The organism is Vallitalea guaymasensis (assembly GCF_018141425.1).
Taxonomy (GTDB): domain Bacteria; phylum Bacillota; class Clostridia; order Lachnospirales; family Vallitaleaceae; genus Vallitalea; species Vallitalea guaymasensis.
Window position 1 is genome coordinate 1,711,758 of sequence record NZ_CP058561.1, and the last position, 15,228, is coordinate 1,726,985.

Here is a 15,228-nt window from a genome sequence, read left to right on the forward strand (position 1 = left end):
TTCTTTGTCTTAATAGATATCTATTATTATAGATTCAATATTTATCTTTAACTACGTATATGTTTAGAACGAAGGTATGGCGTTTTTTCATCTGTTATACCTAATAGATAATCAATACTTGTACCATAATGTATAGCAAGCTTAATTAATATATGGGTTGGTATATCTCTTTGACCTAATTCATATTTTCCGTAACCTGTTTGTGTACAGTTCAATATTTCAGCAATTTGTTTTTGAGTATAATCATTATCTTCTCTCAAATTCTTAATTCTATCGTACATTAATTCATCACCTCAAAAACATTTTATACTAAGACATTTTGGCTTATTGACTTTTAAGACAAAATGTCTTAAAATAATTTTATAAGTATTATATGTATAAATAAAAATAATTATGATAAATTATTTGGAGGTATAATTATGCTAGATAACTACTCAAAACATATTAATGAATTACTACTTGAAATTATAGATGATAAACTCAAACAAAGCTTATCTACTAATGCTGAAATAAAACAACAGACATTAGATAGACATAAGTACGATAAAGCTTTTTCAGATTTAGTTGATAGAATGGATGAAGAAGATAAAGCAATTATTGATGATTATTTAAGTCTTAATAACTGTATTAATAGTATACTTTTTTGTGATATTTATAAGTATGGATTTTATGATTGTGTTGATCTATTGAAAGATTTAAAAATAATTTGAATGACTTTTATTATAGTACACTTTTTTTCCTTTTAAATGTTTTAACTATACTTTCCAATATATATTTAACTGATCTGGATAAAATATGAATGATTATATAAATATGTGTAAAGCGGAGGTATACGTATGAACAATAATAAAAATCTTTTGAAAACCCGCGATAAATCTAACAGTGAAATAAGAAAAATATTTCCAAAAGATGGGGATGATATTGGAATTGTGGATGGTGAACATATAGGTTCTACAGAAAAGAAATATACAAAGCGATCAAAGTTATCTCATAATAACTAATGAATTACTGACAGATAAAATTAAAAGGCACTCTCTAAGTATTGAGAGAGTCTTTTAATTTTTAATACATACAAAGAACTAAGATAGAAGTTATAGGATTAGTTTTCAAGGATAATAAAGAATTTAAAGATAATGAGTTCGTACCAGCACGACTTTTAATGGTCTGCTGTGCTACAGATATGGTTCCAATATGTTTTTATGTCATTTACCAGTTTTTTATTATTATAATGAAAATACAGGCATATTTTTTACAAATTCATCAACATCATCCACATAAGCTTTAGCTATATGGGAATCTGCTGCACCATAATAAATCTCTATCTGATTATCCTTGACATATCTTGCACCATTGACGAATGTAACATTTTTAGAATCTCCACCGTATTCTCCAGTTTCATACCATTCTTCTGGATATAAAATGGGTTCTTTCGTTTTCTTAATACATTTTAGTGTTTCCTTGTCCAGTAATGCTGCACCAGTGCTATACATTTTACCTTTCTGTACACCATGATAGAACATTATATATCCCTCTTTATGTTCTAGGATTGGACCGCCACCGATTTGTTGTCCCTCCCATTCGTATGTTGGAGATATGATAGTATACTTATCCACATTTTCTAGATAATCGTGCCAAAAACTTGGAGATGCAGTTATCAAATCTTGAAGACTGTCAAAATGAACAACTTGGATTGAAGGATATTCTATTTTTCTGTTACCTGCGGCATCAGGTTTAATTCTTGAAAAATAAGCTATTTTTCCGTTATGTTCCATAATCCATCCATCTCGGTCTCCTTCTTCACGTAAAGGACCAATCAAGTATCTCTTATAATGTCTAAAATCTTCAGTAATAACCAAGCCTACTCTACCGCCTGCTTTGTGATCTCCTGTATATGGGGTATGGGTCATAACGTGAACCACACCAACATATTTATTACCTATTTTGCATAAACGCAAATCTTCTGTACCAAATGGACCAAAATATGTAGGAACAGATATTTCATCAGTATACCCATCAATCCACGTTGATGAACTTCCAGTCATTTTACGCCCAGTAAATTCAAATGTTTTACCATTATCTTCACTAACAAAAATGATGTGGTCACTTATCTGATTAGTATAGATATATGCTCTATCTGTCTTGGCAGCTAATCTTCTATCATCTCTGGCTGCTCTCGCAATTAGATATACTTTATCATCAACATCACATATCCCAGGATTGAATAGAGTATCATAACCTACTATAGTATCTCGTTCTAAAATTGGGTTATTAGGGTCTCTTCTAAGTTTCAAGCTTAAATTACACTCCTTTTACTGTGAGTTAGGCATAAATATTAATGTATACGGTTAATTAATCTTATTGTACCTTAATCCATAAAACCTCATATGGTTTTACTTGACAGCTCTTTGATATTTTATTACCAGTAAGTATATCAATTCCTTCATTATCTAGGTCTATGCAAATAGTTTCGTTGCTTACATTAATAATTACTTCTATTTTTTCTTTTGTCTCTTCATTATATCTTATTATGTTGAATAATCGTTTATCCTTCTTCACAACCTCTTGTTTTGCTAAAGGATGAAAAGCAGAATTATTTTTTCTTGTTTTGATTAGTTTTTTGTACCCGTCAAATATATTACATTTTACATAGTCAGTTTTCAAGTTATCAATTATTGTATTATAATCAAGTTGCTCCCTATTTATTCTTCTATTGATACCAGATTGTTCCATTCCCTCTGTCCAATTTCCTGATCCTAGTAAAGAGTGTATATATATCCCAGGCATACCTGCTATTGATAGAAGTATTGCTTGTGATGCTAAGAACTTATTTACTTTTGTTTCATCATCTTCGTCTTTATTTATTATTGCATCCCTATAATTGATATTTAGTTCATATGGACTTTTTGTTCCATCTCCGTTAGCTTTATAGCCGATACGTCCACCTTTTTTTATAGTATTATCAACCATCAATTGTTTTTCTTCATCATTGAGGATGTCTTCTACAGGTCTCATTCCTATTCCATCATGAGATGCTAAGAAATTGAAATAGGTAGTTTTATTACTTACATTTTCAACTGTACTTAACCAATTTATCAGTTTCGTTGCGTCTGAAGTGATAAATGAGAATAATGTAAGTGGTGGTAATGGAAATTGATATACCATAGATGCTTCATCATAACCATTTCCAAAATAACTTATATTATCAACATGTGGTACGTTTGTTTCTGTAATAATCATTGTTCCTGGAACACATTCATCAATAACATCTCTGAATAGTTTTATTAGTTCATGTGTTTCTTCTAAATGCATACATGTTGTACCCAGCTTCTTCCAAGCAAAACCAATGGCATCCAGTCTAATATATCTTGCTCCTCTTTTGGCGTAACATATTAGTATTCTTAGAATTTCAAGTAATAGGTCTTTGCTTTTATAATTAAGGTCTATCTGGTCTTCGCTAAATGTTGTCCATAAATATTTTTTACCTTCTCTTGTTTCAAAAGGTGTAAGTAATGGCAAGGCTCTTGGTCTGGTTACTGAAGAATAGTCCAAGGATGGGTCTGCATCAATAAAATAATTTTTATATTTCTCTTCACAAGCTAAGAATTTCTTGAACCACTCTGAGGATTGTGAAATATGATTGATTACTGCATCAAACATTAAATCAAATTTTACTGCCAACTTATTTATATCAGACCAATCACCTAATTCCTTATTGATCTCATAGTAATCTACAACGGAAAATCCGTCATCTGATGTAAAAGGAAACATAGGTAATAAATGAATGGCTGAAACTGTATCTGTAGCTTCATCAGATACAAATTGCAATAAAGTAGTTAATGGAGCTTCGCCCTCTTTTTTTATGGAATCACCATATGTTATCAGCATGATATCTTTTTCATCTACAAATTTTTTGTCACCTGCTATTTTTTCTTCTTCTATTAGTCTCGCAACTTCTTCATATACTAATTCGTAATCTTCTCTATATAGTTTTTTTATTCTAGCTCTTATATTATTCATGTTCAACCTCACTATTTTATTAAATTCTAGCCTTTGACTGCACCTTCCATAATTCCTTTTACAAAGAATTTTTGTGTTCCTATAAATACTATAAGAACTGGTATTATTGATAAAACTGTTGCCGCAAGAATTAACGGCCATTGATTTACGTCTGTTGCATTGGATAGTAAAGCCTGTTTAAGTGGAAGGGTAAATTTCGTATCACTTCTAAGTAAAACCAAAGGCATAGTGAATGAATTCCAGTTTCCTACAAAATTAATTAAACTAACTGTAACAAGAGCTGGAGTTATCAATGGAAATACTATCTTGGTTATCAATCCCATTTCGCCTATACCATCAATACGTGCGGCTTCTATAAGTTCATTTGGTATATCATCTATATACTGCTTCATAAAATATATGGTGTAAGCATTAGCTGCAAAGGGTATAATCAACCCTGTTAAACTATCATACATGCCCATTTTTGTAATGATGAAATATAGGGGTAGTAATAATACTGCTGGAGGAACAATCAACGTCCCTACTATTAAAGCAAGTATTGTTTTTCTTCCGAATATCTTTTTCTTAGACAGAACATATCCTGCTAGAGTACCGATAAAAACATTTAGCACAGTACAGATTACTGTTACATATACACTGTTTAGAAAAGCTGTCTTGAATCCCAGCTGTTTCCATGCTAGGGCATAATTGCTGAATTCAAATTTTTCAGGCCAAAATGTTGGAGGAATCTGATTGAATTCCATATTAGTCTTTAGACTTCCAATAATCAACCAATATAGTGGAATAATAAATATTATTAATAATACAACCATAATAATAGGGTCTAGATATTTTTTTATTTTTTTCATATTATTCCGTTCCTCCATTTCTCTTAACAATTTTATTCTGAACAAAAGCTATTATTACAGCTATAATGAATAGAATATAACTCATTGCTGCTGCACTACCATATCGTAAATAGTTAAATGCTTCATTATATATCAAGAAAGGAACTGTAACAGTTGAGTTACCAGGTCCACCACCTGTCATAACATAGACTTCTTGGAATACTGTCAATACATCTCTAAGCAATAGTATCAATATAACAAGTGTTATCTTGGTTAGCAGTGGTACTATGACATATCTGAACCTTTGGAAAGATGTGGCTCCATCGATTTCTGCCGCCTCATATAAAGATTTTGGTATGTTTTGAAGTCCTGCCAGATACATCAACATGAAATACCCAACTCTTCTCCAAATGCTCATAATAGCTATTACAGGCATTGCCAGCCACTTATTGGATAACCAATTGGGTCCTTCTCCTCCGAACATACTTATAACAGCATTAACAAATCCTGCTTCAGTATTGAACAAAGCTAAAAATATTAAACTGGAACTTATTACAGATATTATATATGGTATGAAAAGAACCGTTCTAAAAAAGTTGACACCTTTTAATTTCTTGTTGAGAAATTGTGCAAGTAATAATGAAAATATTAGTGTTAATGGAATAAATATAATGGCAAAATAACCTGTATTAAATAGTGATTTTACAAATAGGTCATTTTTCAATACACTAATATAATTATTGATTCCATTGAAAATACCAGGTATATCAAATAATCCTGCATTTTTTATTTCTATGGTCTTTACTTTATTGAAACTTACTAAAAAGGACCATATTACTGGATAAAAATTAAATAGTATCATTATAAGCAAGGCAGGAAAGAGAAGGATATACCCCCACCCTGCGCTCTTATGTTTTGCTTTTAATTTCATTTACCTTCTCTTCCTTTCAAGCTTTTAGTCTATTGTATGTTTTTTAATATTTCGTTACCTTTTTCTTCCATTGTTTTTGCTGCTTGATCAGGAGTAGTTTCACCAGAAGCTAACTTGTTAAGTTCAACTGTTATTACTTCATTAGCTATTTGATTGAATTCTGGTGATGGGAATGAATCTATTACATGCTCTAATCCTTCAATAAATACTAGTAATTCAGGATGTTCCACGAAATACTCTGAGTCTTTCATGTCTTTTCTCATAGGAACACGATATGGATAGTAGTTATCTGTTTTCTCATCATATTCGCCTTCCATTATCTTAGCTTGTGCTTCTGTTGATTGTAAGTAATTAATGAACTGGATTGCTGCTCCTGCTTTCTCGTCTGATGTAGATGCTGGTATTGCTATTCCATAAGGTCCACCATCAACGAATCTTCCTGCTGGTCCTGCTGGTATCAATGCTGCATTTACTTCAAATGGATTATTGTTTTTCCATATATCTGTTACACCCCAAGGTCCTTGGAATTCCATAGCTATTTTTTGATTTCTGAAATCTTCCATTACGTTTCCACCATTTTTTTCAGCGGCACCATCATAGTTTTTAGCTATTTGCTGATATATTTCTAATCCTTTTATTCCTTCGTCATTGTTTATAGCCATAACTTGTTTTCCATCTTCTTCAGTTATGAATTCTCCACCATAAGATTTTATTATCGGAGTTGACATCCAGATGGCATCATTATTTTGCATACCTGCAATTCCTAAGCCTTTTGCATCTGTTTTTTCTTCAATGATTTTGCTGTATTCAAGTACTTCATCCCAAGTACTTGGAGCTTGTGTTAAACCTGCTGCTTCAAATAAATCTTTGTTATATACTAATTCAATTGTATGTCCAATCCATGGAGCAGCGAATAGCTTATCTTCATATTGGAAGAAATTTAATAGTTCATCATAGAAGAGTTCGCTATAATCATTTTTATACTCTGTCAAATCTCTTAGTAAACCTTCTTTTCCTATTGTTTTAACACTCTTAACGCTAAGTTGAATTAATTCTGCTGTATCATCACTTAATAAACTAGTTATTAATTTTTTTTCGTCAGAGTCACCTGTTATTAATGACACCTTTATATTTTCATTACTTTCATTAAACATATCTACAACTGATTGAATATTTTTTCCTCTTCCTGAGTTTATATCCCATACTATTTGATATCTTAATTCTATTGGTTCATTAGTTGTCTCTTCTGATACTTTATCATTTGTATCAACTGTTTTTTCTTCTTTGTTTCCACACCCTGTAAATACACCAAGTGTAAGTACTGTTACAAGTAAAATAGATAATAATTTTTTCATGTTTTTACCTCCCATATTTTAGTTGAATTTTATTTTTGGTTTTTTATAGAGAATCAATCTCTATTATATGTAAAAGGAATTATCCTTCCATATCTTTGATTAGAGTCATTATAAACGTAAAGTCAATTCACTTAATAATATTACATAGTATGAGCTCTAAGGTCTCATATGAAAAATGTTCTTTGCATGTTTCATAATTCTTGTCCACTTGTTGTTTATATAAACATTCATCTGTGAGTATTTCTATCGTTTCATCTGCACACTTTTCAATTATTTCATCTGATACTGAAACTAATCCATTTTCTGTTAGTTGATAGTCATTGGAAAGTGATACGTAGTCAAAATCAAAAGTTTTCAGATACTCATCAAATACTGGATATTCATATACTAGTAGTGGTTTTCTGGCATATACTGCTTCTAAAAACTGATTTCCAAAACCTTCTAATATACTTGGATAAGTTATAAAATCAGATATTACATATGCATCCCATAGTGAATAAGTTTTCTTACCATCTTTCGTATTTCTTACATGGTCAACTCTATCATTAATATCAATGATTTTAACTTTTTGATTTTCTGCTTTTTGTATAAGCTTGTCATAGTATTGTTTACTTTCATTCAAACCTGCTAGTACCATAACGAATTCTGTATCTTCATTAATTACTTTTCTATTTAATAGTGTTTTACCTATTAATCTGCTTTTATACTCATTAATCTTAGCTATTACATCTATTGCTAGTTCTATTCCTTTGCGTTCTACTACTCTGGTAGCTTGTAAAAATACAATTTGGTTATCAGTAATGCCAACATTTTTTTTCATATCTTGATTATATGAATCGTTATTCCAACTTGTACCATTATAATTGAATACATTAGGCACTATAGTTGAGTCAATATTGTATCTTTGTTTTAATTGTCTTTTTGCAATGCTATTTATTACAACGTGTTTGATATTTTCTGATTGGTAAGGGAAATATTGTTGTAATATATCTTTTACAAATTCGTATTTTGGATTAGAGTATAATTCTCTTTCCCAATGGAAATCATGATGATGAGCTATAACTTTTACTCCTGTTTCTCTTATGGCTTTTGCAACACCAATACCTGCTGATAGATTCCATCCAAGTGATAAAACATTATTTGGAACCAAGTAGTCCAATTGTTCTTCTTTTATTAACTTAACTAAGCTGTTTCTTATATCATCAGCATAATCATTTATTAGATTCTTAATATCTTGTTCTGTCTCTTTATGATTGATTCCTTTATATACTATGTCTACTATTTTATTGTTAATAGGGTTTTTATAATGTAAGTAATCTATTATTCTTAAGCCTTCATCATCTTTTTTACCGCTTCCAGCTATATATATTACTTCATGCCCTAATTTTTCTAGTATTAGTCTCCATTTATCCATTTCAAGGGAAACTCCATCTGTTTCTCCCGTTCTGAAATGTAACAGCCCAAATTTCATGTCTATTTTTCCTCTCTTATCTAAATTGAATATTTTGTTTGATTAATAAATTTAATTAATGTCATACGTTGTCATTTTCTTATAAAAAAATATGTTACTATGGATTAGTTTTAAAATAACATATTTTTTAAATCTTTTAGGTTGATTCTCTTATAATTAATTCATATGGTAAAACTATCTTATTGGAAGTTAGTATTTCTTCACCATTTATTTGTTTTATCAACATATTCAATATATGTTCACAAAACTCGTTAACTGGTTGATTGATGGAAGATAAACTAGGATACAGATAATCACATATAGGGATATTATCTATTCCAAGTACAGCTATATCATCTGGTATTTTATATCCTTTTTCTAATATAGCCCTGTATACTCCAAGAGCTCTTTCATCTCCTGAAACATAATAAGCTCTGTATTTTTTATTTTCATTGAGCTGCTTATTAACTACCTCATAGGCTTTTTTCATAGTGTTTATTCCATATACGGTATTAACATCTTTTATGTTGTATTTTAAAGCAGCTTCTTTAAAACCTTTAGCTCGTTCTTGATTAACAATGTATTCTTCTTCTCCAAGTAAAAAGCATATTGAATGGTAATCTCTTTCTATTAGATATTCACCACCCACATAACCTGCACTCTTGTTATCCAGATCTACCCATTTACTTTGGTTATTATCTACATTCCTTCCTACAACTACATATGGAATGTTATGTTTATTTAGAAAAGCTATTCTTACATCTTTTCTTACATTGTCAAATATAATTGCTCCATCAGCCAATCCACTTGTAATAAGAGGAAAACCGTCTGTATCTTCTTTTAAGGAATTCATTGCACTTGATGGTGATATTATAACTTTATATCCAAGTTTTTTACCTTTTTTCATAATGGTATTAAGCATGATTGTATGCCATATACCCCAGTAGTCACCTTTATGTCTATCTATAAGTACGATGATAGTATTGGTTTTTCTTTCTTTCAAGCTTTTGGCTATTATATTTTTTTGATAGCCGTGTTCTTCTACTATCTTCATAACTTTTTGCCTAGTACTATCTTTTACGTTATCGCTATTATTTAATACTCTCGACACTGTTTTAAGAGATACACCACTTAGGTTCGCAATATCTTTCATTGATAACATTTTCATGAAAAAACCCCTTTTGTCTTTCGTTGTCATCTATATTTTATATATTAATATGTAATTGATTATCTGTCAAGGATATTTTTAATAAGCTTTTTCAATCAAAGTATAAAATAGACCTTTTTGGTATTATATACTTTTACCAAAAAGGTCTTAAATTACCCTACTCTTGTGATATATATTAATATTATTTATTAATTACTATTTATTAATTAATTCACTCTTAACCAATAAATTCCTAATAGCTGTAGCCGCTTCTGCATATGTAAATGGTTCTTGTGGTGCAATAGTATCATTATTTTGTGTTCTGCTATTGAACACACCAGCGCTTAATGTTTTGTTGACTGATTCATAAGCCCATTGGGATACTTCTTGATTATCTTTGTATTTTTCTATTCTATTACTATCTATTTCTTTTAGTCCAACAATATCCATTGCTGTAGCATACATAGTCATGGCTTCTTCCCTTGTGATCTTGGCATCCGGTCTGAATGTACCATCAGGATAACCTTTTATAATATCATACTCAACGGCTGTTGTTATAGCATCTGCTAGTTCATTTGTTGAATCTACATCTTTAAATAAATTATCTTTGGCTACATTTGTCCTGTATAATCCAAGTGCTTTTGTTATATATTCAGCAAATTCGCCTCTTGTGATTTCTGCATCTGGTTGGAAATTCTCTGGATCTTTAATTATTAGTCTAGATGCCATATCGTTAACCTGATTTTTAGACCAATGATTCTCTACTGATGCAACAGTAATTTCATTCCATATAACTGAATAACTTGAGTTTGTAAGTGATTGTAATTTTGCATAGTATTTACCACCCTTACTGAATACTATTGTTGGTATATGTGAAAATGTTCCATCTTCATTGTATACTATTCCAGTTGTAATTTTGCTTGGATCAATCCCTTTTGGTATTTCCATTATTCTTTCTACATATTGATTGAATCTAGAGATTGTGATTTCTTTTTTATCTTTTGTTGATACTGATTTTGCAATGACTTTGAACTCAACTGGTGGGAAAACTATCTCTTGATTGTTTTCTTTTGCATGTTCAGTAATTTGCTTACTGATAGTCTTGTCCATTTTTTGAATTTTAACTTCTATTTCAATTTTTCCTAGATTTTCTTCAGATACTCCTAATGTATCTGCTACTTCTTCTACAGATACTTCTTTTGCAGGAATTATATAGTCTACGTCTTCTGTATTGATTGAAAGCTTGAATTCATCCTGCTCCATTTTTTTAATTATGTCTCCTGTTAATGTGGTACTTATTGAATCTGCATTTTGGGTTGAGACTGGTACTTCTACAATATTATCAATTTCTTTTTGTTGTTCTGGTTTTAGTTTCTTTTGTTCTTTGATAACTTGTTGTATTTTTTTATCAACCATATCTCCATCTACTATAAGATCAACACTTTTTTGTCCATTCTCAACTTTTATTTTTTCTGTTCCTGCTGTCTGTTTTTGACCATTAACGATGACTATAATACCTTTGTTAGTTGGTTTTGTTGTTGATGTTGATGTATCACTATTACTAGAACTATCTCCAGTGGAAGTGTCTCCGCTTGGTGAAGTATCTCCACCACCTGGATGTGAATTTTTTATAGTAGTAAATTTCCAACTTGATTTGTCACTTATTCCAGCATATGTATTTGAATTCTCATCTGCAAAGCATGTTCCATCTATTAGTATATAATATTCTGTTCCTTCACCATAAGTTGAATCTATTGCTATATTTATTTTATTGGTTCCATTGCCTGTTACCTTTTTCCCTGTTACATCTATTGATTCTAATAGGCTGTCATCTTTAGATTTATATATTTTGATGTTTCCTGTACCTACTGTCACTTTTTCATCAAAAGTGATCTCTAGGTTATTGTTTAATGATATGTTATTGGCACCATTTGATGGGATTGTGCTGCTTATGGCTGGTGGGGTTATGTCAATTTCACCAGCTGTTGTAAATTTCCAAGTTTCCTTATCTGCTATTCCTGGATAATTATTATTGTTTTCGTCTTTGAAGCATGTACCATCTATTTTTATGTAATACTGTGTTCCTCCCTTAAGGGTTGTATTAGGATTTATTGTTATTGTTTTTGTTCCAGTACCTGATATTTGTTCACTCGTTACATCTATAGATTCGATGCAGCTATCATTACATTTCTTGTATATTTTGATATCTCCTGCTCCTGCTACTACATTTTCATCAAAAGTGATTTGTAGATTATCATCAAGTCCCATGTTATCTGCTCCAGTTGTTGGACTTAAGCTTATTATTGATGGTGGCACTGTATCTGATACCCATTTTGCATATAATGAGATATCATCTGTTACTGTATTAATTATATCACCTGCTGAATAATCTATGCCCTTTCCATCTTCTTGAGTGTTCCAACCTGAAAATATCATTCCTGATGGTGCAGTGATTGTTGTACCATCTGGTAAGGTTGTTGAACTTTCTCCATCAATTACCGAGATACTTTGTGGTGCTGTACCTGTTCCACCATTAGTATTGAAACTGATTGTGTTGACATCTAAGACAGTTATAGTGTATTCCTCATTAACATCTTCTAAATCCTTAAATATAGGATGAGGTAATTCACCTTCTGCTTTTAAGATATCACCATCAGCTAAATATTCATCATTAGTCAATTTAATATCATTACGCCATATATCATAAGTACAACCATCTACACTAATTATGCCTGATCTAAATTGTTCTACAGTAGTTTTTTCTGTTATTTTTTTAGTATCTGAAATTATCTTCTTTGTATCATAATTAATATCATATACTATAGAATATATGAGATTCTTTTGGGTTAATTCTACAATGTAATCCCTCTCTTGATCTTTTGTTCCGGTTACAGAAACTATATCATTATTTTGCAATAAATCATCATCTTGTTTTTCTTGGTTATTCTTATTCTTAAAAGCCCACACAGCTCTTTCATCTTTTTTCTTAATCATATCTTTTAATTCTTTTACTGACGTTATAGGCGTAATTTCCCTACCCCAAATAGATTCTGATTTAATTGCATAATAGTATTCACCTTTTTTCATATCTAAAAACTTATTTACATCTAAGTAATTATTACCATCACATTTTTCAGATTCAAGTTCTAGGGATATTGGTTCTTCTACTTTAATCAAATAATTGTTATAATCTCCGCCATCAACATAGACCATTAGTCTATAATAATATTTATCATCTACTACTTGTTTATAGCTAAGAACGTCCTCATCTGTTAAAACATCAGTACCCTCATTCTTAACACACCAATTGGCATTGGGGTCTTTGATAAGATGTTCCTTTAATTCTTTTACTGTTGTAATTCCCTTATATAATATGAAATCTCCTGACTCAATTAATGAATCATCCTCCTTGTTTGTAGTTACCTTTAGATCATTACCTTTTGACTGAACTATGACTGATACTTCTTCTGCAAATACTCTATTCGGTAATGCTATTAACACCATTGCTGCCATTAATATCAAAGTAAGTAATTTTTTATTACTACTCATAAATAAAACTCCTCTCATTAAACATATCTTGCTAAATCTATATTTGCTTTTGTTACAAAATGTTTTATAATAATACATTTTGTTCCTATATTTTACCACGATTACAGCCTATTCTATCTAAAATAATCTTAAAGATTCCACAAGTTATGTCAACCAAAACAATTATCTTGCCTTTATTAAGACAAAAAAATAATCTACAAATGGGATATCCCCATTCCTAGATTAATATATAAAATACGCTTCCTTCATTTAATTTACTTTCAACCCAAATACGCCCATCATGTTTATTAATGACTTCTTTGGTTATATATAACCCAAGTCCAAATGATTCTTTATTTTTACCTCTATTCTTACCTTTGAAATATCTATCAAAGAGGTATGGTATATCCTCTTCTTTTATTCCTATTCCATTGTCTTGGATTGATATCTCTACTTGGCTGTTATCACATAGCTTTGTTTTTATTTTTATTGTTCCATTTTGATTAGTATATTTTATAGCATTATTAATAAGATTTTCGATTGCTCTATACATCTTTAATTTATCTATCTCTATAGGTTCAGTTATATTTTCATCTAATTCCAGAACTAAATCTATATCTTTATTATTAAAACTTAATTCCATTTCCAATACTATACTCGTTATTAGTTTATTAATGTCTACAGGTTCTTTGAATATAGTAATTTTATTGTCTTCTAACCTTGCAACTAGAAAGAAATCTTCAATAAGTTCATTAAGATATTTTGTTCTCTGATAGATTCTTTCAATATATTTATCTTTATCTTTTGAATCTTTTACATGTCCATCAATTATAGCTTGTGTATATCCTAATATAACTGTTATTGGAGTTCTTAAGTCATGGGATATGTTAGTCATGAATCTAGTTATTTCTTTATTTGCTTTCTCGGTTTCTTTTTTGGCTTTTACCAATTTCTTAAATGTATCGTGTAGATATTTTATTACTACCGATAATATGATTACAAGGATGATAATAATTATAATTAGTTTTTTTTCACTGTTACTTTCATTAGGAATTACTAGAGCTTTTTCATATATCTCATTTTGATTTATATTCTCTATAGTTTTATTCACTATATCTACTAAAGGCTCTAATCCTTTTCTTACACCCACCATTATTGGATTTTTTTCCTTGATTTCTCCGATGATTCTTATGTTTCTATAGATATCTTTTTCTTTATAATATGTATATAGAGGAATTTCACAGATTGTATAATCGGCTTTTTTATTATTTACATATTTTATAGCTTCTTCTGTATTTTTTACTAATGTAATGTTTGTATCAGGATTATCTAGTAATAAGTCATCGGCTAAAAAATAACCTTTCATACATACGAGCTTTTTATCAGTAAGTGCTTTCAGATCGTTACATACTATTAGATTATCTTTGTGACCTAAGATAACAAGTGTTGTTTCTATGTATGGTTTTGAAAATAGAATTCCCTTACTTCTCTTTTCTGTATTGGACACAGTTGATAGTATATCTATTTTTCCACTATATATGTTGTTTAACATATCATCCCAGGTCTCATTTTCTATGTTGTCGTATAATCTGAACTTAAGACCTGTAATCTCATTTACTTTTCGAAGTATTTCAGTACCTAACCCCTTTGGATTGCCCTTTTTGTCAATATATTCTATGGGAGCATAATCTATGGCTAATCCTACTTTAAATATTTTGTTCTTATTATATTCTATCCACTCCAACTCTTTTTGGGTAAATATATCTTTTCTTAGGTTTTGTTTGCCTTCTATGTTGTTGCTATTAATAAATATATCTTCATGTTTTTTAGGTTGGTTAAATGTAGCTATGGATAGTATTATTGATATCAATGCTAGAACGATTACAATTTTTAATTTCCTCATTGCTTAAAGCTCCTTCGGTAATCCTTGAAATGAAATATTTAAGTTGAAATATTAAGTAAATTTAGATATA

Annotated in this window: 13 protein-coding genes; 3 read left to right on the plus strand and 10 right to left on the minus strand. The window is 30.1% G+C overall.

The features are described from left to right. Positions 1-47: 47 nt before the first annotated feature. Complete coding sequence (locus HYG85_RS07740) at positions 48-281, minus strand: helix-turn-helix domain-containing protein (RefSeq protein WP_212693001.1); 234 nt, start codon at positions 279-281, stop codon at positions 48-50. Between the two features lie 138 nt (positions 282-419). On the opposite strand from HYG85_RS07740, the gene HYG85_RS07745 reads away from it, so the two are divergent. The 3 genes from HYG85_RS07745 (at position 420) to HYG85_RS24755 (ending at position 1,285) form a co-directional block, all read left to right on the plus strand. Then, positions 420-710 (plus strand): hypothetical protein, encoded by a 291-nt coding sequence (locus tag HYG85_RS07745; RefSeq protein WP_113672389.1) that lies wholly within the window; start codon positions 420-422, stop codon positions 708-710. 126 nt (positions 711-836) lie between these two features. Further along, positions 837-1,001: a hypothetical protein gene (locus HYG85_RS07750; RefSeq protein WP_212693002.1), complete on the plus strand. Its 165-nt coding sequence runs from the start codon at positions 837-839 to the stop codon at positions 999-1,001. Positions 1,002-1,084: 83 nt separating this feature from the next. Continuing rightward, positions 1,085-1,285, plus strand: a complete 201-nt coding sequence (locus tag HYG85_RS24755) for a TIGR03943 family putative permease subunit (protein ID WP_408647987.1) — start codon at positions 1,085-1,087, stop codon at positions 1,283-1,285. Here HYG85_RS24755 and HYG85_RS07755 read toward each other — a convergent pair. The 9 genes from HYG85_RS07755 to HYG85_RS07795 form a co-directional block, all read right to left on the minus strand. After that, complete coding sequence (locus tag HYG85_RS07755; protein ID WP_212693003.1) at positions 1,224-2,291, minus strand: glycoside hydrolase family 130 protein; 1,068 nt, start codon at positions 2,289-2,291, stop codon at positions 1,224-1,226. The genes HYG85_RS24755 and HYG85_RS07755 overlap by 62 nt on opposite strands. Before the next feature lie 64 nt (positions 2,292-2,355). Beyond that, complete coding sequence (locus tag HYG85_RS07760; protein ID WP_212693004.1) at positions 2,356-4,017, minus strand: alpha-amylase family glycosyl hydrolase; 1,662 nt, start codon at positions 4,015-4,017, stop codon at positions 2,356-2,358. A gap of 26 nt (positions 4,018-4,043) precedes the next feature. Beyond that, the gene (locus tag HYG85_RS07765; RefSeq protein ID WP_212693005.1) at positions 4,044-4,865 is read right to left on the minus strand and encodes a carbohydrate ABC transporter permease; all 822 of its coding nucleotides are present in this window, start codon (positions 4,863-4,865) and stop codon (positions 4,044-4,046) included. A gap of 1 nt (position 4,866) precedes the next feature. Continuing rightward, positions 4,867-5,775: a carbohydrate ABC transporter permease gene (locus HYG85_RS07770; protein ID WP_212693006.1), complete on the minus strand. Its 909-nt coding sequence runs from the start codon at positions 5,773-5,775 to the stop codon at positions 4,867-4,869. Between the two features lie 29 nt (positions 5,776-5,804). Continuing rightward, entirely contained in the window at positions 5,805-7,130 is a 1,326-nt protein-coding gene (locus HYG85_RS07775; RefSeq protein WP_212693007.1) for an extracellular solute-binding protein, read from the minus strand. 127 nt (positions 7,131-7,257) lie between these two features. Beyond that, a complete protein-coding gene (locus tag HYG85_RS07780; protein WP_212693008.1) occupies positions 7,258-8,601 on the minus strand; it encodes a glycosyltransferase family 4 protein in 1,344 nt (447 codons plus the stop codon). Between the two features lie 136 nt (positions 8,602-8,737). After that, positions 8,738-9,748 carry a LacI family DNA-binding transcriptional regulator gene (locus HYG85_RS07785; RefSeq protein WP_212693009.1) on the minus strand — a complete coding sequence of 337 codons (1,011 nt, stop codon included), beginning with the start codon at positions 9,746-9,748 and terminating at the stop codon, positions 8,738-8,740. Between the two features lie 195 nt (positions 9,749-9,943). Beyond that, entirely contained in the window at positions 9,944-13,276 is a 3,333-nt protein-coding gene (locus HYG85_RS07790) for an Ig-like domain-containing protein (RefSeq protein ID WP_212693010.1), read from the minus strand. A 217-nt stretch (positions 13,277-13,493) separates the two neighbouring features. Further along, complete coding sequence (locus tag HYG85_RS07795) at positions 13,494-15,158, minus strand: ATP-binding protein (protein WP_212693011.1); 1,665 nt, start codon at positions 15,156-15,158, stop codon at positions 13,494-13,496. Between the last annotated feature and the right edge of the window lie 70 nt (positions 15,159-15,228).